Source organism: Alteromonas sp. 4NH20-0056, assembly GCF_057539655.1.
Genome location: NZ_BAAJLS010000004.1, coordinates 207,722 through 229,936 on the forward strand (window position 1 = coordinate 207,722; position 22,215 = coordinate 229,936).

The 22,215-nt window shown below is 44.6% G+C and carries 23 protein-coding genes; 8 read left to right on the forward strand and 15 right to left on the reverse strand.

What is annotated here, in order from left to right:
* Positions 1-4: 4 nt before the first annotated feature.
* The 3 genes from fis to prmA form a co-directional block, all read right to left on the reverse strand.
* A complete protein-coding gene (gene fis, locus AC27EZ_RS09560) occupies positions 5-298 on the reverse strand; it encodes a DNA-binding transcriptional regulator Fis (RefSeq protein ID WP_012520109.1) in 294 nt (97 codons plus the stop codon).
* Between the two features lie 30 nt (positions 299-328).
* Complete coding sequence (dusB, locus tag AC27EZ_RS09565) at positions 329-1,327, reverse strand: tRNA dihydrouridine synthase DusB (protein WP_487135109.1); 999 nt, start codon at positions 1,325-1,327, stop codon at positions 329-331.
* 314 nt (positions 1,328-1,641) lie between these two features.
* On the reverse strand, positions 1,642-2,520 hold the full coding sequence (gene prmA, locus AC27EZ_RS09570; protein ID WP_487135110.1) for a 50S ribosomal protein L11 methyltransferase: 879 nt from the start codon (positions 2,518-2,520) through the stop codon (positions 1,642-1,644).
* A gap of 182 nt (positions 2,521-2,702) precedes the next feature.
* Between prmA and AC27EZ_RS09575 the strand changes: the two genes are divergently transcribed.
* Both AC27EZ_RS09575 and AC27EZ_RS09580 read left to right on the forward strand, forming a co-directional pair.
* Positions 2,703-3,470 carry a substrate-binding periplasmic protein gene (locus tag AC27EZ_RS09575; protein WP_487135111.1) on the forward strand — a complete coding sequence of 256 codons (768 nt, stop codon included), beginning with the start codon at positions 2,703-2,705 and terminating at the stop codon, positions 3,468-3,470.
* 106 nt (positions 3,471-3,576) lie between these two features.
* Entirely contained in the window at positions 3,577-5,196 is a 1,620-nt protein-coding gene (locus AC27EZ_RS09580) for an amidase (RefSeq protein WP_487135112.1), read from the forward strand.
* A gap of 67 nt (positions 5,197-5,263) precedes the next feature.
* Here AC27EZ_RS09580 and AC27EZ_RS09585 read toward each other — a convergent pair whose 3' ends face one another.
* The 3 genes from AC27EZ_RS09585 to AC27EZ_RS09595 all read right to left on the reverse strand — a co-directional run bounded on the left by AC27EZ_RS09585 (position 5,264) and on the right by AC27EZ_RS09595 (position 6,602).
* Positions 5,264-5,557 (reverse strand): high-potential iron-sulfur protein, encoded by a 294-nt coding sequence (locus tag AC27EZ_RS09585; RefSeq protein WP_487135113.1) that lies wholly within the window; start codon positions 5,555-5,557, stop codon positions 5,264-5,266.
* Between the two features lie 222 nt (positions 5,558-5,779).
* The gene (locus tag AC27EZ_RS09590; RefSeq protein WP_487135114.1) at positions 5,780-6,418 is read right to left on the reverse strand and encodes a flavin reductase family protein; all 639 of its coding nucleotides are present in this window, start codon (positions 6,416-6,418) and stop codon (positions 5,780-5,782) included.
* Entirely contained in the window at positions 6,411-6,602 is a 192-nt protein-coding gene (locus AC27EZ_RS09595; RefSeq protein WP_487135115.1) for a zinc ribbon domain-containing protein, read from the reverse strand. The genes AC27EZ_RS09590 and AC27EZ_RS09595 overlap by 8 nt, the downstream gene beginning before the upstream one ends.
* A gap of 139 nt (positions 6,603-6,741) precedes the next feature.
* Between AC27EZ_RS09595 and AC27EZ_RS09600 the strand changes: the two genes are divergently transcribed.
* From AC27EZ_RS09600 to AC27EZ_RS09610, 3 genes are all read left to right on the forward strand, one after another.
* Positions 6,742-7,032, forward strand: coding sequence for a hypothetical protein (locus tag AC27EZ_RS09600; protein ID WP_487135116.1), 291 nt, complete (start codon positions 6,742-6,744; stop codon positions 7,030-7,032).
* 50 nt (positions 7,033-7,082) lie between these two features.
* Positions 7,083-9,209: an exonuclease domain-containing protein gene (locus AC27EZ_RS09605; RefSeq protein WP_487135117.1), complete on the forward strand. Its 2,127-nt coding sequence runs from the start codon at positions 7,083-7,085 to the stop codon at positions 9,207-9,209.
* Positions 9,210-9,340: 131 nt separating this feature from the next.
* Positions 9,341-9,622 carry a TIGR03643 family protein gene (locus AC27EZ_RS09610; protein WP_487135118.1) on the forward strand — a complete coding sequence of 94 codons (282 nt, stop codon included), beginning with the start codon at positions 9,341-9,343 and terminating at the stop codon, positions 9,620-9,622.
* Positions 9,623-9,676: 54 nt separating this feature from the next.
* On the opposite strand, the gene AC27EZ_RS09615 is transcribed toward AC27EZ_RS09610, so the two are convergent.
* The 8 genes from AC27EZ_RS09615 to cutA all read right to left on the reverse strand — a co-directional run bounded on the left by AC27EZ_RS09615 (position 9,677) and on the right by cutA (position 17,127).
* Positions 9,677-10,123, reverse strand: coding sequence for a hypothetical protein (locus AC27EZ_RS09615; RefSeq protein WP_487135119.1), 447 nt, complete (start codon positions 10,121-10,123; stop codon positions 9,677-9,679).
* A 293-nt stretch (positions 10,124-10,416) separates the two neighbouring features.
* Positions 10,417-11,358, reverse strand: coding sequence for a hypothetical protein (locus tag AC27EZ_RS09620; RefSeq protein WP_487135120.1), 942 nt, complete (start codon positions 11,356-11,358; stop codon positions 10,417-10,419).
* A 340-nt stretch (positions 11,359-11,698) separates the two neighbouring features.
* A complete protein-coding gene (gene accC, locus AC27EZ_RS09625) occupies positions 11,699-13,042 on the reverse strand; it encodes an acetyl-CoA carboxylase biotin carboxylase subunit (protein ID WP_487135121.1) in 1,344 nt (447 codons plus the stop codon).
* Positions 13,043-13,056: 14 nt separating this feature from the next.
* Positions 13,057-13,512 carry an acetyl-CoA carboxylase biotin carboxyl carrier protein gene (gene accB / locus AC27EZ_RS09630; RefSeq protein WP_487135122.1) on the reverse strand — a complete coding sequence of 152 codons (456 nt, stop codon included), beginning with the start codon at positions 13,510-13,512 and terminating at the stop codon, positions 13,057-13,059.
* Positions 13,513-13,526: 14 nt separating this feature from the next.
* Complete coding sequence (gene aroQ, locus AC27EZ_RS09635; RefSeq protein ID WP_487135123.1) at positions 13,527-13,967, reverse strand: type II 3-dehydroquinate dehydratase; 441 nt, start codon at positions 13,965-13,967, stop codon at positions 13,527-13,529.
* A gap of 246 nt (positions 13,968-14,213) precedes the next feature.
* A complete protein-coding gene (locus tag AC27EZ_RS09640) occupies positions 14,214-15,023 on the reverse strand; it encodes a M23 family metallopeptidase (RefSeq protein WP_487135124.1) in 810 nt (269 codons plus the stop codon).
* Between the two features lie 2 nt (positions 15,024-15,025).
* Positions 15,026-16,801 (reverse strand): protein-disulfide reductase DsbD, encoded by a 1,776-nt coding sequence (locus tag AC27EZ_RS09645; RefSeq protein ID WP_487135125.1) that lies wholly within the window; start codon positions 16,799-16,801, stop codon positions 15,026-15,028.
* Positions 16,798-17,127, reverse strand: a complete 330-nt coding sequence (gene cutA / locus AC27EZ_RS09650; RefSeq protein ID WP_487135126.1) for a divalent-cation tolerance protein CutA — start codon at positions 17,125-17,127, stop codon at positions 16,798-16,800. The genes AC27EZ_RS09645 and cutA overlap by 4 nt, the downstream gene beginning before the upstream one ends.
* A gap of 213 nt (positions 17,128-17,340) precedes the next feature.
* Here cutA and AC27EZ_RS09655 point away from each other — a divergent pair, with 213 nt between their 5' ends.
* The 3 genes from AC27EZ_RS09655 to groL all read left to right on the forward strand — a co-directional run bounded on the left by AC27EZ_RS09655 (position 17,341) and on the right by groL (position 20,087).
* Complete coding sequence (locus tag AC27EZ_RS09655) at positions 17,341-17,853, forward strand: FxsA family protein (RefSeq protein WP_487135127.1); 513 nt, start codon at positions 17,341-17,343, stop codon at positions 17,851-17,853.
* Between the two features lie 265 nt (positions 17,854-18,118).
* The gene (locus AC27EZ_RS09660) at positions 18,119-18,409 is read left to right on the forward strand and encodes a co-chaperone GroES (protein WP_421132844.1); all 291 of its coding nucleotides are present in this window, start codon (positions 18,119-18,121) and stop codon (positions 18,407-18,409) included.
* 40 nt (positions 18,410-18,449) lie between these two features.
* Entirely contained in the window at positions 18,450-20,087 is a 1,638-nt protein-coding gene (gene groL / locus AC27EZ_RS09665; protein ID WP_487135128.1) for a chaperonin GroEL, read from the forward strand.
* Positions 20,088-20,176: 89 nt separating this feature from the next.
* Here groL and AC27EZ_RS09670 read toward each other — a convergent pair whose 3' ends face one another.
* Complete coding sequence (locus AC27EZ_RS09670) at positions 20,177-21,997, reverse strand: DUF885 domain-containing protein (RefSeq protein ID WP_487135129.1); 1,821 nt, start codon at positions 21,995-21,997, stop codon at positions 20,177-20,179.
* Between the last annotated feature and the right edge of the window lie 218 nt (positions 21,998-22,215).

Below are 22,215 nucleotides of genomic sequence, written 5' to 3' on the forward strand. Positions count from 1 at the left end.
GATTTTAGTTCATGCCGTATTGCTTTAGCTTCTTGCGAAGTGTGCCACGGTTGATGCCCATCATGATGGCCGCGCGGGTTTGATTGCCACGCGTGTAAGTCATGACTTCTTCTAGTAGAGGCGCCTCTACTTCAGCCAGTACCATTTCGTACAAGTTATCGATGTTTGCGTTATCTAGCTGCTTTAGGTACTTATTAACCGCTTGCTTTACAGAGTCGCGCAGTGGCTTTTGAGCTTGCGTTTGTGAAGGCGTAGTTACTGTAGTAGTAAAAGGTGAAGTCACGTTTTGATCGAACATAATACTGTGTTGCTCTTTAGTTAGTCATCACTATGCTGCGGGAGAAATCTGTCGGCTTTCTCGAGTCTGCAGCGCTTGAAAATATGCATTTAGTGCTTCGAGTTGCGTATTTGCATCATCGATAGCGTTAAACGTTGAGCGAAACTGACGATCCGTATCGTGCTCCGCGAGATACCAACCCACATGTTTGCGGGCAATTCTTACACCAGCAATGTCACCGTAAAACGCTTGCACATTCACGACGTGCTCGCGCAATACTTCATACTGCTGTGACAACGGTGGTGGTGCTAGATTCTCGCCCGTTTCAAGATAATGTTGAATTTGTTGAAAAATCCAAGGTTTACCTTGCGCGCCGCGGCCTACCATCACACCATCCGCACCGGTGTAGTTCAGCACCTCTTGTGCTTTTTGAGGAGAGGTTATGTCTCCGTTTGCAATAACAGGTATCGATATTGCTGCTTTAATACGACGAATAGTGTCGTATTCAGCCTCTCCTCTATACATACATGCTTTCGTTCTGCCATGAACAGCAAGCGACTGTATGCCGTTTTGCTCTGCAATGCGGGCAATCTCTACCCCATTGCGGTTTTCTGGGTTCCAGCCGGTACGTATTTTCAGCGTAACGGGTACATCAACGGCATTAACAACAGCCTTTATGATGGACTCTACTGTATCTGGGAACTGAAGAAGTGCTGAACCAGCCAACTTCTTATTCACTTTTTTTGCAGGGCAACCCATGTTGATATCGATGATTTGCGCACCGTTATCGACATTAAATTGCGCCGCTTGAGCCATAAGCTCAGGATCAGCTCCAGCTATCTGTACAGAGCGAATACCTTCTTCGCCATCATGATTCATACGCGCTTGTGATTTTGCGGTGTTCCACACCTTCGGATTACTTGAAAGCATTTCCGATACCACAAGCCCGGCGCCTAAACGCTTACACAGTTGACGAAACGGTCTATCTGTTACGCCAGCCATGGGAGCAAGCATCAAATTGTTTTCTAACGTGTAAGGTCCAATTCGCATTATTTATCACATGCTCGCTATCTAAAACTGCACAGAAATTAAACACCCGGCTAAAACGGGGCGCTAAGTGTACGCGTTTTCGCAATACTTGAAAAGGCTAAAAATCACACAAAATTTCACTTATCGGTATTGACAGTTAAAAAAAACTGTCACATTAGTAAGCTATCTGGTTTGCGCTGAGTAAAAATTGTACGAAAGTCTTACAGGCCACGAATTAAAAGGGCTTTGATGTGAATTTTTTTAACAAATCAACGCCCATTTATTCAAAACAAAAAAATATTTTTATAGTGCAGTAGGTGATTTAGTGAGGCGCTCTAACGTTTTTTGCCGGACACACGTGCCCATTCGCCGTCGATTGCGCTTTGTTCGAGTACAAAATCTCTGGCATAGGCTGTTTCAATACTAGTAACTTGCTCAGCCAAAATACCAGAGAGAACAAGTAATCCCTCGGTTTTACAGAAGCCTGAAATCACATCCTGTAGCGCGAGTAGCGGGCCTGAAAGAATATTGGCCACGACAACGTCAGCCTCTAGTGTGGGTTGGTCTTCAGGTAGGTACACACTTAATCTATCTTCTACGCCGTTTCGGCGGGCATTTTCTTCGGTCGCTTGCAGCGCTTGTGGATCAATATCGATGCCAATGACTTTTTTTGCACCCAATTTTAGCGCTGCTAACGCTAAAATACCCGAACCACAGCCGAAATCGACAACGGTTTTTCCTGTCATATCAATGCCGTCAAGCCATGTTAAACATAACGCGGTAGTCGGGTGGGTTCCTGTACCAAAAGCTAGACCTGGGTCGAGCATGACATTTACGGCATCCGGATCGGGCACATCGCGCCAACTTGGACAAATCCATAAACGCTCGCCAAATTGCATAGGATGAAAGTTATCCATCCATTCGCGTTCCCAGTCTTTATCTTCTAAGGGTTCAAGTTTGTGCTTAAAGTTAGGCCCAAGTACTTTTGCTTTGCTTAAGCGAGCAAGAATACCTTGCATGTCAGCGTCAGCTTCAAAAAGCCCAACCACCTGCGTATCCGGCCATAACATCACTTCGCCTGGCTTGGGTTCATACATAGGAGTATCTTTCGCATCAACATAGGTAACGGCTTGTGAACCGTTGGCGGTGAGCATGTCGCCAATTGACTCTGCATGTTCTGATGAGGTGTTTATTCTAAGTTGCAACCAAGCCATACGTGTTCTTAATAAAGGTATTGAGGTGTCTATTGTACCTCGACCTTGTATAAAGCGAAACGCAAAGCCGCGGTAATACGGTTCGGATAAAGCACAAAAGGCTTGACGCAACGGTCAAAACTAAGGTCTAGTGGTTTGCTAGGCTTTCTTTTATTCCTAACCTCTTGCCTTCGGAACTTATTTTGCGATTTACTATTTTACTCACGTTTTTGGTGCTAGTGCCGCTTAGCCATGCTCGTACACTGAATGTTATCGTAGGGTGGGACAAGCCTCCTTACGTGGTTTCTTCTTCTCATTCGGGAATTGAGTTAGAACTCATTGGGGCTGTTTTACATGATATGGGACATGAGATTCTGCCTATATATGTACCGTTTGGCCGCACGGTAAGATTAATAGAGCAAGGCGTTGCAGACATCGGGCTTACCGTGAATGAAAAGCATGATATCGACAAAAGCGTTCTGTCCAACCCATACATTATTTATCAGAATGTTGCTGTAACGCTTGCCGAGAGTATGTTTACGATAAACAGCGTAGATGATTTACAAGATAAGAGTGTGGTTGCGTTTCAAACGGCTTCGACGGTGCTTGGAGACACGTTCCATACACTGATGGCAGGACGGTCGCGCTATATCGAAATGCCAGAGCAAGAACGTCAGGTTAGCATGTTACTATTAGGCAGCGTCGATGCCGTGATAATGGACAGAAACATTTTTACCTATTTAAAATCAGCAATGCCTAAACCGCATCGTCGCGATACGGTTATTCATGAAATCTTCCCAGTCAGCCTCTATTCAGCCGCTATTCCTAATGCGGCTTTGCGTCGGGACTTCAATCTAGCACTCGCGGATTTTATTGAAGATGGTAGGTACGACGCGCTGCTTAAAAAATACGGTTTGGACAACCAACTGTCTTATTTGCAAGCAGCTTCTATAGCCGCTGATAAGCAATAACGCGGTAGGTGTGTTGTTTGTTATCGAGATTTAAATTAGTAATTAATGCGCTTATTCACCAGTAAGTCAGTATAGATTTTACTGCCACTTAAAAAGGGAATGAAATATGAGGCTTTCTATTATTATTGTGCTGACGGCGCTATGTATGGCGTGTACCTCGTCTCAACACCATACAAATGAAAATCACACACCTGATACACCAATAAGCACATGGCTAGATAAACCTGCATCTGAGCAAGCGCTTGCTATTAAGCAGGGTAACCTTAGTGCTAAAGCACTCGTGGAAGCTTATTTAGCAAGAATAGAGCGCATAGATACTGACGTTAATAGCGTTCTCGTACTTAACGCCAACGCATTAAAGGCCGCCGAAGCGGCTGATGACGCTGTTGCGCAGGGAAAGACGGTTGGCTTGTTGCATGGTCTACCGGTGTTGCTAAAAGATAATATAGAGACAAGTGAACTGCCGACCACCGCTGGTTCCTTGGCGTTAATTAATAATACAACGCAAAGAGATGCCCCCATTGTTGCGAAATTGAAACAAGAAGGGGCGATTATTTTAGGTAAAACCAATTTATCTGAATGGGCAAATTTTCGTTCAGAATCATCAATTAGCGGGTGGAGCGCTGTGGGTGGTTTAACAAGAAACCCGCATATGCTGTCACGCAGTGCATGTGGGTCCTCTTCTGGTTCAGGCGCTGCGATGGCGCTGCGCTTAGCGTCACTGGCCGTGGGTACTGAAACGAACGGTTCTGTTATTTGCCCCTCTTCAATGAACGGGGTAGTGGGGTTTAAACCCACGGTTGGTTTGTTGTCTCGTACTCACATCGTCCCCATCTCGGCAACTCAAGATACCGCCGGACCCATGACATCTAACGTTAACGATGCATGGCTAATGACAGCGGTTATGGCGGGTAAAGATGACAACGACCCTGCTACCTTATCGTTGGAGAGTCACCGTATAGCATTACCTGGTGACAGCATGCTTGCCACCGACATGAAAGGGGTGAAGGTTGGTGTTGTGCGGTATAGGCAGGGTGATGATCCACGCGTACTCGCTGTATTTGAAAGTGCACTGCGTACATTAGAAGAAGCCGGCGCGCAGTTAGTCGATATCGAGCAATTTGAACAACCTGATGCTTTCTGGTCTCAGTCTTATCAGGTGTTATTGAGCGAATTTCACCACACTATCAACGAATACTTGGCCAATAGCCCAGCCAATTTAGCATCGAGAACGCTAACCCAACTCATCGAATTTAATAAAAACAATGCGCGTGAATTATCGCTTTTCGATCAAAACATATTTGAAAAATCGCTAGCGTCTGATGCTATTGATAGTAATGAATATCAAACCGCTTTAGCGAGTATTCAGGCGGCCACGCGTGAGCAAGGTATTGATTTAATGCTATCAGAGAATAATGTCGACGTATTGGTTGCGCCGTCTAATAGCCCAGCGTTTCTTATCGATGGTATTTATGGCGATCACGCGCCCGGCGGATTTATCGGCATTGGCTATTTACCCGCGATTGCGGGGTACCCACATTTAACCGTGCCTGCAGGTGCCATAGAGAAATTGCCCATCGGGATAAGTTTCATTGGAAGTAAAGGCGACGATGAAATGCTACTGCGACTCGGCAGCATATTTGAAGCCAAGCATAAGGTTGACATAACGCCTTCTCGACTTCCTACTTACTTTGACCGGCCTGACGTAAAGGCGGTTATTCAATAAGCACAAAAAACGCCTCTACTAAGAGGCGTTTTTTATTTTTAGAACGTAATTTCGTTCACGACAGCGGTTAGCCTGGGCGTTTTACCCACGCACTACACCAACCGTTAGCACTCACCAGTTTTCCAGGGAAAATAGCACAAGGACGATTTTCATCGCCGTCTGCACCCTGCACGTACATGCAGTTGCTGCATTTAGCACCTTCAACCGTTGAGTTTGGTGTATAGCTTAATGCCTTCGCTGTAGGATCATCTGATTGCAGCTGTTCTTGTGCTTGCGCACGTAGCGCAACACCGCCAAGCGTAAGGCCAATTAGTGTCGTACCTGACATTTTTAAAAAGTCGCGACGGTTTACAGATTTCATAATACTCTCCAAATGAGATAGAAACGATAATGATTCTTTTTTATCAAACGCTTAAAACGCAAAAACCTGCCGCAAGAGGCAGGTTTTTATCAACAATATTTGTACTATAGCGTGAAACAAAAGGATCGGCCAAAATTGTTTTTACTTGGTTGATCTAGATTAAATAATGTTAAGCATTTATCGCTACTACCAAGTTTAAGACCACACGACCGCACAAACCGTTCATTTTTGTTTCAAGGTTTCATTCGGTTTTGCATAGGCATACTGTGCAATCCTTTTGGTGCTATGGTAACTGTCTAAGCCTGAAATACATGCGCTGCCTAGTGTCTCTATATCAATATAGCCATCATCAGCGATTGTATTTCCTTCGACAAACAACTCCTCTACACGGCCTATAACCATTTCTGTTTTATTGCATAGGGTGAAGTGCTGTTCGACAGTGAGGCCCAACTTGAGGTGGCTTTGCATTACGTAAGGGGCGCTAAAGTTATCGCTAAACCAAGGCGTGAGGCCAACAGCGTCAAACTCGCTTTCTTCTTTGTCGTATCTGGCTGAGGTTTGGTGTGCTTTATCTACCCAGCTACTGTGCACATGATTTAACGTATATTTACCCGATTTTTTAATGTTCTCGAGTGAATCACGCTGCACGGTATGTGGACGCATGATCATACCCAGCAGCGGTGGATTTGCGCCAATATGAACCACTGAGCTTATTATTGCGGCATTATTGGTTGTGCCGTCTGTCGTGCCAAGCAGGCATGCAGACTTAAATCCAGACACACTATTAATTAGGTTAGCGCGATATCGCTGCTCAAGGTTTTCAATATCATCGCGTTTAAAAATGTGGGTATGTTCAGTCATTCTCTCGCTCTGCATTAATTTCCAAGTCATCACCATGTTGGAAAACGCTCAATTCGATAGGTTGGCAGCACACTTGGCAATCAAGTACTTGCACTTGGCCCACATCGTTAATTTCATCTATTTCTACGTCGTTAGGCGCCATGCAGTAGGGGCATGAGAACGACATTGAACGGGTTAAACTCATGTTAGGTAACTCTGTTAAGAATGATAGTAGTTATACGGATCTAAAATTGAAGCGGATTGGTAAAAAAGTGAAGACCGTATTTGATGTCATGGTATTTGCCAGTGTTTCATAGAAATTAATTGCTGATAGGGCGTTTGACATGTCAAAAAGAATTGGAATTTGTCCGTGTTGCGAACGCAAAACACGCCTGACGTTTCATCACCTTATTCCTAAGAAAATGCATAGACGCACGTACTTTAAAAAGCATGTTCCGCGCGAAATACGAGAGCAGGGTGTAATGGTGTGCAGGCAATGCCATAGCGGTATACACAGGTTCTTTGATGAAATGACACTGGCAAAACATTTTAATAGCTTGGCCTTGCTAAAAGACGATGCACAGTTGAATGCATTCTTTATGTGGGTCGCAAAGCAGCGCGTGAAGGTTGATTAATGGTGCTGTATAAATATACACTATAATGGTATTTGTTGACTGAGCATACTATGCGAAAAGAATTACCACCACGGTATTACCTCACCCACTTTTTTGAGTTTTTACAGTTTTTCGAAGGGGCAAATGCCCTGCTACTGAGTGAAGAGGCAAGCACATTCATTCAACGGTTTGTCGCATTAGATGAAAATAAACAGTGCATTGTTGTTCGCGCCGCGAACAGAAAGTACGCGGTAATTGACCGTACTCAGTTCAACTATGACGAAATAGATAACCCTCAAGCCCAAATAGACTGGCTTACTGCAGAAGGATGGTTTCGTGATTTGCGTTATGCATCGTTGCAGGATATTGCGGGGGTGATGACCAAGCAAGCCATTGTAACGCTGTTAAGTGAATATGGCAGTACCCAAGGGGGGGCGTCGCAAAGCAAACCTCAGTTGGTCAAGAAGCTTGGTGCACTAATACAGTCACACGGTTGGCCTGCTAATGTCTCAAGCCAAGACTACTTAGTCTGTGGGTTTGATAGCGCATTACGGTTCCTTTTGTTTTTATATTTCGGTAACACAAAAAGTCGATTAAATCAGTTCTCTATGCGGGATTTAGGGGTGATGCGAACCCGGGCTGACTCTGTTGCCGATGTTGCTCGGTTCGAACACAATGCTGATGCGCAAGCCGCATGGTTTTACGCAGATGCACTAAGCAAGCTTCCTTATTTAAACGACGCGCAGCGCCTTGACCTTGCAAATAGTACCATGCCGGTTACAGAAGGCGTATCAGCCAGCTTTTATCGTGACGAGCTTATCTACGCGCTTGGTTTACAACTTTTACCTGATGAACGGATAAAGGCATTGGCACTTCTGCATGATGCAAACAGCGATAAAGCGAAAGAAAAGTGGATTAGAGAAAGTTATAAAGATAAGGACGAAGAGGGCGTAAAGGCAATGCTGGAAGAGATAATGGCGTCGCCTCCTTCCGACACATTGTTAGCTTTTGCCGAGGATTTTTACGCAAGAAAATTCCATAAAAAACGCACAAGCGCGGTGACCGATATGCTGCGCGAGGCAAGTCGAACCCTCGATATTGATGTTAGCCAAAATCAACAGGTGGAACATGGCGTGCTGGCGCACTATAAGCGCCTGGGAATTAGCGGGTGGCGAACAGAAAACCGTTTATGGCGAAGCCTATTTGGACTAACGTTTTGGCAACAGCTATACGAGGAAGACAGCCTTGTCACCGAATTTGATAGGCGACCGTTATCGCTAAAACAAAACAACTTTTATGCAAAGTTTGCAGACAGTATCGAGCAGTTGTTTGCGCAATTGACGTCGCCGGAACGTTTTAAAAAGCATGTTAGTAAAAATGCCGCCGCCCATTATGGCAAAGTGAATAGCCTGTTTATGTGGAGCAGGTACCTTTTAGAGCCTATTGACGTGTTACTAGCCCACAGCGATATAGACCACGTTAAAGCGCTTTTAAGAATGATGTGTAAAGACTTTGCGGCGTTGAAAGACGGTTTTCCCGATATTATGGTACTGGATGGCGAGTTACGGTTTGAAGAGATAAAGGCGCCGGGCGACCAATTAAGAAGAAATCAATTGGTGTCTATTCAATGTCTTAAGCAAGCGGGCTTTAATGTTGCTGTCACGACGGTAACCTGGCATCGAGATCCTAATCAGCCTTATGTGGTGGTAGATATTGAAACCACGGGTGGAAATAGCGCTTACCATCGTATTACCGAGGTAGGTATGGTGAAGATGGTTGCCGGTGAGGTGATAGATACTTACCAAACCCTTATCAATCCCAACCGCCGTATTCCGGCTTCTATTACCCGTTTAACTGGTATTAGCGAGGAGATGGTGGCCGATGCACCGTATTTTGCTGAAGTCGCAGAGGGCATTGCGCAATTTAGTGAAGACGCGGTATTCGTTGCGCACAATGTTAACTTCGATTATGGCTTTATTAAGCAAGAATTCGCGCGACTAGAACAAACCTTTAGACGCCCCAAATTATGTACAGTGCGAGAAATGCGCAAAGTCTTCCCTGGGCTACCATCTTATTCTTTGGCTAACTTAACACGCCACTTCGATATTAGTATGGAGCGTCATCACCGGGCATTATCAGACGCAAAAGCTGCAGCGACACTGTTAAACTTAATACATGAAAAACTGAGCGATGCGTAGTGCTTAAAACCTGCGTAAAGGTGAACAAAAAGCAACGATAGACGTATAAAGCGAATAATCCTATGTACTTGGCTCGATAATGAGCAAGTACGCTAATGCCTGATACCTCTTTAACTGATATTTGATAAACCATGATGCAATTAACCACTGTGCAATTAACTGAAGAACAAGCATCTCGCGTGATTGAAATGGCGTGGGAAGACAGAACGCCGTTTGAAGCCATTGAACGCCTTTTCGGATTACCCGAGAAAGAGGTGATCAAATTAATGCGCAAAAACCTGAAGCATAAAACATTTAAAAATTGGCGTGCGAGGGTAACGGGTCGAAAAACGAAACATGCCGCTTTGCGCCCAGAAGGCGTAGATAGAGGGTACTGTCCATCTCAGTACAAACCCAAAGGGGCCAACAAATAGCCCCTTCGGTGATTTTACTATTGTAAACCGATTACGATTTAATCAATGTTCCGCTTATGTTTTGCTTGGCGGCTCATCAAGTGCCGCAATAGGCAGTAATAGGGTCATCAGTTGCTGTCGCCAAGGTGAAGGAAACGTAGACGTATTGTTTGCGCTGTTTATTGCGTCGGCCTGTTCAACTTGCTTACTCAGCGACTTTAATTCATTCGATTCTGCTTTAAGTTCATCTACACGTTCTAACATGGTGTTAATAAACACCGTTGGCTCAATACCCTCGTTGTCTTTCATATCAAGTACGATAGCCCGAAGTACATACGCCTCCCATTCTTGGCGGTAGCTATCTGACAGGCGCTCGGGTACTACAGAGAGATCCGAAACATCTTGTTTTAAATCTACCACATCGTTTTTCGTGTCGTACAGAAAACGTAAGGCAAGAAGTAAATCGATAGAAATTCGAGAAAGAGGAAGCACTTCTTTTAGTTGGTTCAGGCGTGAAGCCACAATCAATGGTCTCCTATAGTTGTCTTATTTCGGCAGCTATAACTCGATCCGTGAAGTATGTCGTTTTTCCCTAATACTAAAGGCTAATAAAAAAGTGAGGATATGTGTAGGGAAGTGAGGAAAAATTAGGTTAAGAAAACGTAACGATTGCGCAGTGAACTTCATAACACGTCGCCCCGTAAACTACTATGCACTGTTAAAGTGTGTACGCGTTCTTGCTGTTTGGCCCATCATTTGATGGGCCTTTTTTATACGCAGTATTTTGTTACGCAAACTCAAGGCGTGTTTTGATGCTAACGGGGAAAAGAGACTTTTACGCCGGTTAGCACGCGACTAACGCTATCGATAACGTCAATGCGCACAAACCATTCCGTGTCGAACTGTTTAAATAACACACCGCTAAACTCAGCAGACATACCGTGCCCGGTGCCCAAAAAGTCTTCAGTAAGTTCGGCTCTAGGGCCAAATGCATTGCTTACATAAGAGTAATGTGAAAAATATTCGATAGGGTAGTCGTCAAACAAGACTTCACCTTGAACGCCAACCACTATTTTCGCGCTGTCACTGCCAATTAAGTTAATACCTTCAATAAAAAGGGTATTGTAGTTGGAATATTTGAAGCGATATTCGGCTCGTAAAAAATTACTTCTTGTCATGCGTTCAGCACTGATTTCGTAACTGTGGCGTTGCCCCATTTTTGCCGAGTATTCGATTTCTATGTAATCGTCTTGTTTATCAAAATCTAGTGCATCCCCTGCGTTCACATCGCCTAATTGGCCGATAACAATTTCTAAGGCGCTGTCGTTGGCAAGGGTTGAAACATTGCGAATACCGGTTATCCACCCGTCTTTCGATAGTCCCGATGACGATACTCTGCCCTTATACGTTGGGATTACGCCAAACTCGGTCTTTCCGTTCTCGTCTTCAACAGCCAAAAACAGGCGACGGGCATGCAGGTAGTCGGTGGTATCGCTACCAAAGGTATTATGGCTTGAAGCGAAACTGTCACCTGTTACTACAAAGCTATTGAGAGACCAGCGTGAGTCGCTGGTGAAGGTAATGCGAGGATAAAAGCGCAAACGGTATTGATTGCGGCTAGGGCGGTTACTACGCTCGTCATGGCGTACTTGCACATCGAGTTTGTGCGAGTAGTTAATGTTGTCGCTTGCCCAGGTTCGTGACGACAATATGAAAAGTGCTACCACAGCAAAGAGAGCTAAGAGTCTTGCGCCCACGCGAGTCCTTTCAATAAGGTTAAGTAAAAGGTAATACTATAGGGAAAATGTAACGCAGAACATATTGTTTTGTATTTGGTTTTATAAAAAAGCCGGCAAATGATGCCGGCATACAGTGGAGTTGGACTCCGAAAGGGAAAAACACATAATAAACACAATGTTTAACAGGGAGGTGTTAAAACATGCGAGTAGTATACGAACATTAACTAACTAAGAATAACGTTAAAACTTGATTGTTTTAATCGTTAAAATAGAATAAAAAATTATAGAGATTCAAAACGCAGAGTATGACGTTTGGAAAGTTGGGCCGCACCAGCGTAGTGTGCGACCCAAAGGGGGATTAGCTTAATCCTAGTTTCTTTTCGAGGTAGTGAATATTGGTACCACCAGCGAAGAAGTTTTCATCGGCCATAATGGCACGCTGCAACGGAATGTTGGTTTTAATACCTTCTATGACAATTTCATCGAGTGCATGACGCATTCTTGCGATGGCTTCGTCTCGGCTTTCACCATAAGTAATAAGCTTACCAATCATCGAGTCGTAGTATGGCGGTACGGTATACCCAGCATAAACGTGAGACTCCCAACGCACACCTAAACCACCTGGCGCGTGAAACATACTGATGGTTCCAGGACTTGGAATAAACGTGTCTGGGTCTTCAGCGTTGATTCGGCACTCGATAGCATGGCCACGAATTTGTATTTGAGACTGGTCTATTGAAAGCGGTTGGCCCGCTGCAATGCGCAATTGCTCTTTAATAAGGTCTACACCAGTGATCATCTCTGATACTGGGTGCTCTACCTGAATTCGAGTGTTCATTTCGATGAAATAGAATTCACCGTTTTCATATAAGAACTCGAACGTCCCCGCGCCGCGATAGCCTAATTCAATACACGCACGACGACATCTATCACCGATTTTTGAACGCATTTGCTCAGAGATACCTGGCGCTGGCGCTTCCTCAACCACTTTTTGGTGACGGCGTTGCATTGAACAGTCGCGTTCGCCGAGGTGAATCGCATTACCTTGACCATCTGCCAGTACTTGAATTTCCACGTGTCGTGGGTTTTCTAAGAACTTTTCCATGTAAACGACAGAGTTACCAAACGCAGCACCGGCCTCAGCCTGAGTGGTTTCGATAGAGCTGATCAGTTCACCTTCACTTCGAACAACACGCATACCGCGACCACCGCCGCCGCCTGCTGCTTTAACGATAATAGGGTAACCGATTCGTTTGGCGATAGCTTTATTACGTTCTGTATCAGCAGTAAGTGGGCCGTCAGAGCCAGGTACGCATGGTACGCCAGCCTTCTTCATCGCGTTAATGGCAGAGACCTTATCGCCCATCAGGTTGATAGTATCCGCTGTTGGACCGATAAAAATGAACCCACTTTTTTCAACCGCATCAGCAAAATCTGCGTTCTCAGCAAGAAAACCATAGCCTGGGTGGATAGCAATCGAATTGGTGACTTCTGCCGCCGCAATAATGCGCGGTATATTCAAATAGCTTTCGGTGGCTGATGCTTTACCGATACAAATAGATTCATCGGCAAGTAGCACGTGCTTTAAATTTTTGTCTGCCGTTGAGTGTACCGCTACAGTTTTGATGCCTAATTCTTTACAGGCTCTCAAAATGCGTAGGGCAATTTCTCCGCGGTTTGCAATAAGTACTTTATCTAGCATGATGCAGTGCCTGCTTATTCGATGATGAACATAGGTTGGTCGAATTCTACGGGATCTTGGTTTTCTACCAATATCGCTTTAACCACGCCGGCCTTGTCTGATTCAATTTGGTTCATCATCTTCATTGCTTCGATAATGCAAAGGGTGTCACCTACTTTTACCTGCTGGCCTACCTCAGCAAACGCTTTAGAAGTAGGTGAAGAGGCGCGGTAGAACGTACCTACCATGGGGGATTTAACCACGTGACCTTCAGGTGCAGCCGGCTCTGCGGCTACAGGTGCTGCAGCAGGCGCTGGGGCCGGTGCAGCTTGTGGTGCAGCCGGCGCTGCAAAGCTATAGTTCACAGGCGCTTGAACACCCGTTGGACCGCGATGGATACGAACTGATTCTTCACCTTCCGTAATTTCTAATTCTGCTACGCCAGACTCTTCAACCAACTCGATGAGTTTCTTTATTTTTCTGATATCCATGATCTGTCTCTATATTAATTTTGTGTTTTCGGTAAATTGATGGCTGCAGTCAGTGCAAGGGAGTAGCCAATGGCACCTAACCCAACAATGACACCTGCTGCAACATCTGAGAAATAAGAATGATGACGAAAAGGCTCTCGCGCATGTACATTTGATAAATGCACTTCAATAAAGGGAATATTTACGCTTAACAACGCATCTCGTAACGCTACACTGGTATGAGTAAACGCAGCTGGATTAATAATAATAGCGTCTATAGCGCCCATCGAATCGTGTATACGCTCGATGATCGCATGCTCGGCATTTGATTGAAAATGCGTTAGCGTGACATCTGAAGAAGCGGCTTGCGATTGCAAGTCGTCTACAATGTCTTGTAATGTTTGTGTACCGTACTTATCGGGTTCACGTTGCCCTAACATGTTCAAGTTTGGGCCATTGAGTAACAAAATATTCATTGAATATGCCGCTATCTTCGGATAAAAGTTGTTGTATTCGCCATTTCAACAAATTTCAACAACAGTTGCACGAAAAAAAAGCAGTTATCTGTCTCGTTCATCATATTGACCACTGATTATAGCTATAAAGAAAGTTTTCGCAGCAAAATACTGGTCTAATCAGGTGTTTTCGGTGCAAAGTTGCTAGTGGTGTTGACGGCCTTATGTCGCCTGAGCGATACGGCACACCTTGACTTCGGTATAAGACTATTGAGAGTGTATTGCGTAGGCTGGCATAGAAAATGGCACACTTTTATAGCTACCATTAAATTGCGCGATGTATACACCAAAATGCAGGTGGGGTAGCGAAGAAAACCCCGTATTGCCACTGTAACCAATGAGCTGACCTGCGTTTATTGCTTGTCCTCGGGTAACGGCCACACCGTTGTGCTTAAGATGGTAGTACTCTCCGGTTGTTCCATCATCATGCAGTACCGCGACATAATTGGCATGTTCTGCAAAGTCGGGAGAGGGCCCGCCTGCTGTTCCATCTGATTTTGTATCAATAACGATACCGCCACGGACAGCCATAACGGGTGTCCCTATAGGCACAGCAAAGTCGATGGCGTAACGAGAACGCCCACTATGGCTAAATGAGCCATTAAAACCTTGTACTATAGGGTAGCGACTTGTAGGCAGGAGTGGCGGCAAGTAGTCGATAGCCTCATTATGTATTGCTGTGACATCACCTGGTGTCCACTTTACTCGCATATTTTCCCAAAATGTATCTGCATGCTCGACCGTACCTAATGCCACGGGGGTGTTACTGTTAAGAAATGCACTGCTATGCGATGAAGGGTGAAGGCTGTTCGAATAAACGGTAACTGCGACAGGAAGGTTAATTCGGCGAACGGCAGAAACTGCTTGGGTATTGTCGGCGTTGGGAGTAAGCACAATACAAAAACGGGTGTTATCAAAACACCCCTCTTGCTGTGCGGCGCTGACACTACTTACTATGGCAAACAGCGAAATAGATATAAGTAGCGCACACCTGTTAATAATACGACACCTTTTCACATCTACGGATTTACCGTGCTATCGACATGGCGCGAAAACGTCTCAGCGTTCATAAAGCCGGTGACCCTTGCATTCGTCAGCTCATCGCCTTCAACGTTAAAAAATAAAATAGTCGGTAGACCGAGCACGTTGAACGTATCAAAGATTTCCTGACGCTCAGGGGTATTGTCGGTGAGGTCCATCTGCATCCATACGGTATTGCTAAGTGCAGCTACCACTTCTTTGTTGGGGAATGTGTATTTCTCAAATTCCTTACATGCCACACACCAATCGGCATAGAGGTCAACCATGACGGTTTTGCCTTCGGCATTAGCACTGACAATCTTGTCTTTTAAATCACTAAGATTTCTTGCCTTTATAAATTCAGGGTGGCCCTGTTGCTCGCCCCATAAGCCCACATTTTGGCCTGCATGAAACGCAATAGAACTGCTTGCCATGATACCCATTGCTACCAACACAGCGCGTATTAATTTAACCCAGGAGTTCGGGGTAGAGCGGTTAATGCGCCAGTAATAACCAAACAGCCCAAAGCCCAGTGCGGCCCATAAGAAATCTGAGTATGGGCTATTCCATAGACGCTCTATGAAAACAATGGCGACAGCTAACATCATAAAGCCGAAGGTTACTTTAATAACATTCATCCAATTGCCCGCTTTAGGCAGCAATTTACCCCCGGTTATACCAAATATAATAAGGGGAATGCCCATGCCTACACTAAGCAGGTACAGTGAAATAAACCCTAGCGTCATGTCGCCGGTTTGCGCAATAAATAGCAAAATGCCGGTAAGGGGGGCGGTAGTACAAGGAGACGCAATCAGCCCAGATAGCACACCCATCACAAACACACCTAAAAAGCTGCCTGGAGTTTGGTTATTACTTGCATGCGTTAAACGTTCTTGCCATTTAGCCGGCAGCTGTATTTCAAACCCGCCAAACAGTGCAATGGCTAGGGCAATAAAGAGTGTTATGAAAACGCCTAACACAACGGGGTGCTGAAGCGCAGCTTGAAATTGTGCACCCGCAACCGCAACCACTAACCCCAAAAGCGAGTAGGTGATCGCCATACCTTGCACATAACTAAATGTAAGCCAAAAAGCATGGGACAGGGTCTTGGGTTTTCCTTGCCCAATAACGATACCTGACACAATGGGATACATAGGAAACACGCATGGCGTAAAGGCCAAACCAATGCCTAACGCGAAGAAAAGCAACAGTGTGATGGGTAAGTTGTCTTTTTGAATAAGGCGCTCAGCCAAAGAATATTGTTCGCTTTTTACCTGCAAAGGAGTGCTGGCTTGCAGCATTTCGCCTGAAACGACCTCACTTAAATACACCACTTTCACCGTGGGGGGATAACACAGCCCTTCGTCAGCACAACCTTGATACCGTATTTTTATGACGCCGTCTTCGCTTGCTTGCGTGATAGGAATATCGATGGTGACACTGTTATAAAATACCTCAGACTTACCGAAAAACTCATCTTCAATCATCACCCCTTGTGGATAGCGCGCACTGCCTATTTCTGCCTCTTTCGCCACATACTTAAATTGCTTCTTATAAAGATAATAACCATCGGCAATGGTAAACGTGGCACTAAGTAATTGGCCTTTTTGAGCAAAATCGAAGGCAAAGGCCTGTTCGACATCCAAAAATTCTGGCTGGCTAGAAAAAACATCATCTAGTGTTCCGGGCACCTGAGTGTTCGCAGACGTTATGACACTCACCGCAAGAAAAAAGAGGGCAAACACATGCGACATGGTTTTTAATTTATTATTCATGAATGTTCTTTTGTTATCATTGTTACGTCATGCATCCACGCGCGGTAGTTATCGCTTGCAGAGGCGTCTAATATTATCCATTCTGGCACATTATAAGGATGTAAACCGCATACTAATTCATACGCACGAACGACCTGCTGTGATGCGGTTTTAATAATAAGTTGTACTTCTTTGTCTTGCTCTACCTTTCCATCCCAGCTGTAAACAGAAGTAATGTTGGGGAGTATGTTTACGCAAGCAGCGAGGCCAAGGCGTATCAATTCATGAGCGATATGCGTTGCACTCTCTTCATTTGGTGCTGTACATAATACGACGCTAATTGTCATGGTGAACCTCGCTTGTGTTATTTTGCATGAACGTTTTAAGACACCTATGCTTTATGAGACCAGAATAACGCGGATATTCTTGCACAAGCGTTACGGTGTTATCCACTTCCTACCGCTTTTCATAGTGAGTTAGCCGAAACAAGGGCACCTTTTCTTGTTATTACGTTCAAAGACCTTATAACAGACTATGAAATATTCAAACGAGGACACATTTTGCCGGTTTTATTTTTACTTTTCGTTGTTTTACCTATTTTAGAAATTGCCTTACTGGTAAATGTGGGAGGCATGATAGGTGGCTGGAACACTATTGGATTAGTGGTGTTAACCGCGTTCGTTGGTGCTTATTTTGTTAAACGAGAAGGGGTAAGTACGCTGCAAACCGCACAAGCAAAAATGCAACGTAATGAGATGCCAGGCAAAGAGCTTGTTGACGGGTTGATGCTAGTCGTCGCGGGTATTTTATTGGTTACCCCTGGTTTTATTACCGATATATTAGGGTTTATGTTTGCGCTTCCTGGCTCTCGCCACTTAATTGCTGCCCAAGTCAGTAAACATATGAAAATGCGCGTGGTGATGCCAAACCCTTCCGCAGGCGCAGGTGGTTTTTATCAACAACCTGGAAGCAACCAGTCGCCGTTTACTCGACCATCGAATGAAGACGGCGATGTCATTGAGGGTGAGTACAGTGATAACACCACACAGGACACGGATAAGCGGTTAAAGTAGTTCTATTTACCCCTGCCGATAGATTAGGTGTCGCATTACGGTGTGGCGCCAATTCTCGCCAAAACCAATCATTTCGCGAAAAAATCAATTTTTTTACATTTTTTTGTTTCAAAACCCTTGAACTTGAAAGGGTACTCCCCCATTTAACCGTGCAGAAAAGAATTTAATTGCTCAGCAATGAGCACCCTAAGCACACAGCATTCAGATACGCTGAATGCTGAAAATCACTTAAATTTGAATAGTGAAATTTTCAGGAGACTTGAAAATGGCAATTCGTCCTTTACACGACCGCGTAATCCTTAAACGCGCAGAGCAAGAAAGCAAATCTGCAGGCGGTATCGTACTGACTGGTTCTGCAGCAGAAAAATCTACTCGTGGCGAAATTATCGCTGTGGGTAATGGCCGCATCCTAGAAAATGGCGACGTTAAAGCGCTAGACGTAAAAGTTGGCGATACCGTTATTTTTAACGAAGGCTACGGCGTTAAAACAGAAAAGCTGGATGGTGAAGAAGTTCTGATCCTAAGCGAAAGCGACATTCTTGCGATTGTTGAGTAATTACAACTAACGTTAAACGAATTAAGAGAGGAATTTTATCATGGCAGCTAAAGAAGTACGTTTTGGTGACGACGCTCGCACAAAAATGCTTAAAGGCGTTAACACGCTAGCAAACGCAGTTAAGGTAACACTAGGGCCTAAAGGTCGTAACGTAGTATTGGATAAGTCTTTTGGCGCTCCAACTATCACTAAAGATGGTGTATCTGTAGCGAAAGAAATCGAGCTTGAAGACAAGTTTGAGAACATGGGCGCACAGATGGTTAAAGAAGTAGCGTCTAAAGCGAATGACGAAGCGGGTGACGGTACGACTACCGCTACTGTGCTTGCACAAGCTATCGTAACTGAAGGCCACAAGTCTGTTGCGGCAGGCATGAACCCAATGGATCTTAAGCGCGGTATCGATAAAGCCGTTGCTGCAGCAGTTGAAGAGCTTAAAGCACTTTCTACTGATTGTGCTGACAGCAAGTCAATTGCTCAGGTTGGTACTATCTCTGCAAACTCTGATTCAGAAGTTGGCGACATCATTGCACAAGCAATGGAAAAAGTAGGTAAAGAAGGTGTTATCACTGTAGAAGAAGGTCAAGCACTTCAAAACGAACTAGACGTTGTTGAAGGTATGCAGTTCGACCGTGGTTACCTATCTCCTTACTTCATCAACAACCAAGAGAACGGTACTGTTGAGCTAGACAGCCCATTCATCCTATTGGTTGACAAGAAAATTTCTAACATCCGTGAATTGCTTCCTACCCTTGAAGGCGTAGCAAAAGCAGGTAAGCCACTGATGATTATTGCAGAAGACGTTGAAGGTGAAGCGCTAGCGACACTTGTAGTAAACAACATGCGCGGTATTGTTAAAGTTGCTGCTGTTAAAGCACCTGGCTTTGGTGACCGTCGTAAAGCAATGCTACAAGACATCGCAGTACTTACTGGCGGTACCGTAATCTCTGAAGAGATTGGTTTAGACCTTGAAAAAGTACAGCTAGAAGACCTAGGTACAGCGAAGCGTGTAGTTATCAACAAAGACAACACGACTGTTGTTGATGGTAACGGCGATGAAGAAGCGATTGAAGGCCGTTGTGCCCAAATTAAAGGTCAAATTGAAGACTCTTCATCTGACTACGACAAAGAAAAGCTTCAAGAGCGTTTAGCTAAGCTTTCTGGTGGTGTTGCAGTAATTAAAGTTGGTGCAGCAACTGAAGTAGAAATGAAAGAGAAGAAAGACCGTGTTGAAGATGCACTACACGCAACGCGTGCGGCGGTTGAAGAAGGCGTAGTACCTGGTGGTGGTGTTGCTCTAGTTCGTGCAGCGGCTAAGCTTGCTGATTTAACGGGCGACAACGAAGACCAAACTGTAGGTATTAAACTTGCGCTACGTGCAATGGAATCACCTCTACGTCAAATCGCGAGCAATGCGGGTGCAGAAGCATCGGTTGTTGTTAACGAAGTAAAAGGCGGCGAAGGTAACTACGGTTACAATGCAGGTAACGACACTTACGGCGATATGCTAGAGATGGGTATTCTTGACCCAACTAAAGTAACGCGCTCTGCGCTTCAGTTTGCAGCATCAATTGCTTCACTAATGATTACTACTGAAGCCATGGTTGCAGAAGTACCGAAAGACGATGCGCCTGCAATGCCTGATATGGGCGGCATGGGTGGAATGGGCGGCATGATGTAATCATCCCCTAAGTTTAACGCTTAAAAAAAGGCGCTACTTTTTAAAGTTAGCGCCTTTTTTATGTCTGCCCTTTAGAGAGGCTTTGCCTTCTAGGCTTGTTTTTCTTCAATGTATGCGTCAATTAATTCCTCGAGGATCGCCAGAGGAACCGCACCATTTTTCAACACCACATCATGAAAGTCTCGTAGGTCGAATTTATCGCCTAAGGCGTTTTTCGCCTTTTCACGAAGGGCAAGAATTTTAAGCATACCGACTTTGTATGACGTCGCTTGGCCTGGCATGACAATGTAACGTTCAATTTCAGAGGTGACATCGCTTAGTGCCATACCTGTGTTACTTGCCATATAGTCGATGGCTTCTTCTCGAGTCCAACGCTTATCGTGAATGCCTGTGTCTACTACTAGGCGTACGGCTCTAAACAATTCCGCTTGAAGTCGACCAAGGTTGTCCAGAGGGTTGTTTTGAAAGCCCATCTCCCACGCTAGATACTCTGAGTACAACGCCCATCCTTCTGTGTAGGCAGTGAATGGCGACATTTTTCGAATAAAAGGCATGCCCTCAATTTCCATCGCTAGCGCTATTTGGAAATGGTGACCCGGAATACCTTCGTGATAGGCCAGCGTTCGCATGCTGTATTTAGGTGTCGCCTTTATATCGTAAAGGTTGGCATAAAAACGACCCGGCCTAGAGCCATCTATAGCAGGTTGCTGATAGTAAGCACCAGGTGCAGTTTTTTCTTTAAATTCAGGGATACGGACTACCTCCATACCTGCTTTAGGGCGAATACGGAAAGCGTCGCTCATACCTTCTTCTATTTCATCAAGAATGGTTTGATAGTCTTTCAATATTTGTTCACGGCCGGCATCGCTGTCTTCATAGTAGTGAGTAGGATCAGCTGCAAGGGCGTCCATTGCTTCTGTAAACCCTAATGTTACGTCGTAGCCTTCGCCTTCAAGAATTGCCAGCATTTCGCCTTGAATTCGAGCAACTTCTTTTAAGCCGATATTATGAATTTCATCGGCGGTCATATCGGTGGTGGTGAAAAAGCGAAGGGCGTTGGCGTATACCTTGTCGCCATCGGGTAAGTGCCAATATCCGTGGTCGTTACCTGCCTTCGCCTGTAGTGTTGTGAAGTAGTCGATAAATAGCTGATAAGCGCGATTTACATCATCATTAATGCGCGCTTCGGCTTTAGCCAAGAACTCATCTTGTTGTTCTTGCGACAGCGTTTCCACACTAGACATCTTCTCTTTCAGCGAGCTGTATAGAATGTTCTCGCTTATCGGTGAAGAAACAAAGCCGTTCATTTCATCAAGCACGCGGGTGATAACAAAACGCGGAGGAATGATGCCATTCTCTTCACGTATTTTTAGACCTTCCAATACTTGTGCAAACTTTTCATCCACCGCTTCTAAGCGACTAAGATAGTTTTCTACATCGGTTGCATCATTAATTTGATGCTGGCCCTGCATGAAGCTAGGGAAACTGTTCTGTACGCCGAATAGTTGGTTTACCGGGTAGGTGTGATATTGAAATGGCTCGTTGCCGATTAAATAATCCAGCAAATAAAGGGTTATTTTCTTAGAAAGTAACTCGTCTTTACTTAGATCTTCATTGTCGTAATCTACAATAACTTGCCTAATGTCTCGCGCTTTATCAAAAAGCGCTGCGCCTTTCTCGGGGCTGGCATCGTCTAGTTCTGCATTATGCCCTTTAATACCCATCGACTCTAAAAAGCCTAATGATGTTAAGGTTTCAGGACTATCAAACGCTACCTTTACCATCTCTCTGTTTAAAAAGTTATTAAAGTAAAAAGGTTTATCTGCATACCACTCGTGAGCAGCGAAACTACCGCCTACTAGTACAACAACAAGTAAACCGGTACCAATCCATTTAAAAAATCGTTTCATTATTTTTATTGTCCACATTTTGTTCCCACTCTACGTTAGCGGAATTTGCGCTATAAAGTAAACCTGATTAACGGGTGTTTTTAGCTAAGGCCAGAGTAACAGCAGAATATCTGAAAATTATATCCAAAACCGGAATACTGATTCCTCCTATATGTCGTTTATACATTAATAGGGAGATATTAAACTGCTTACCAATTAAAAAAACAAAGTTCAACAAA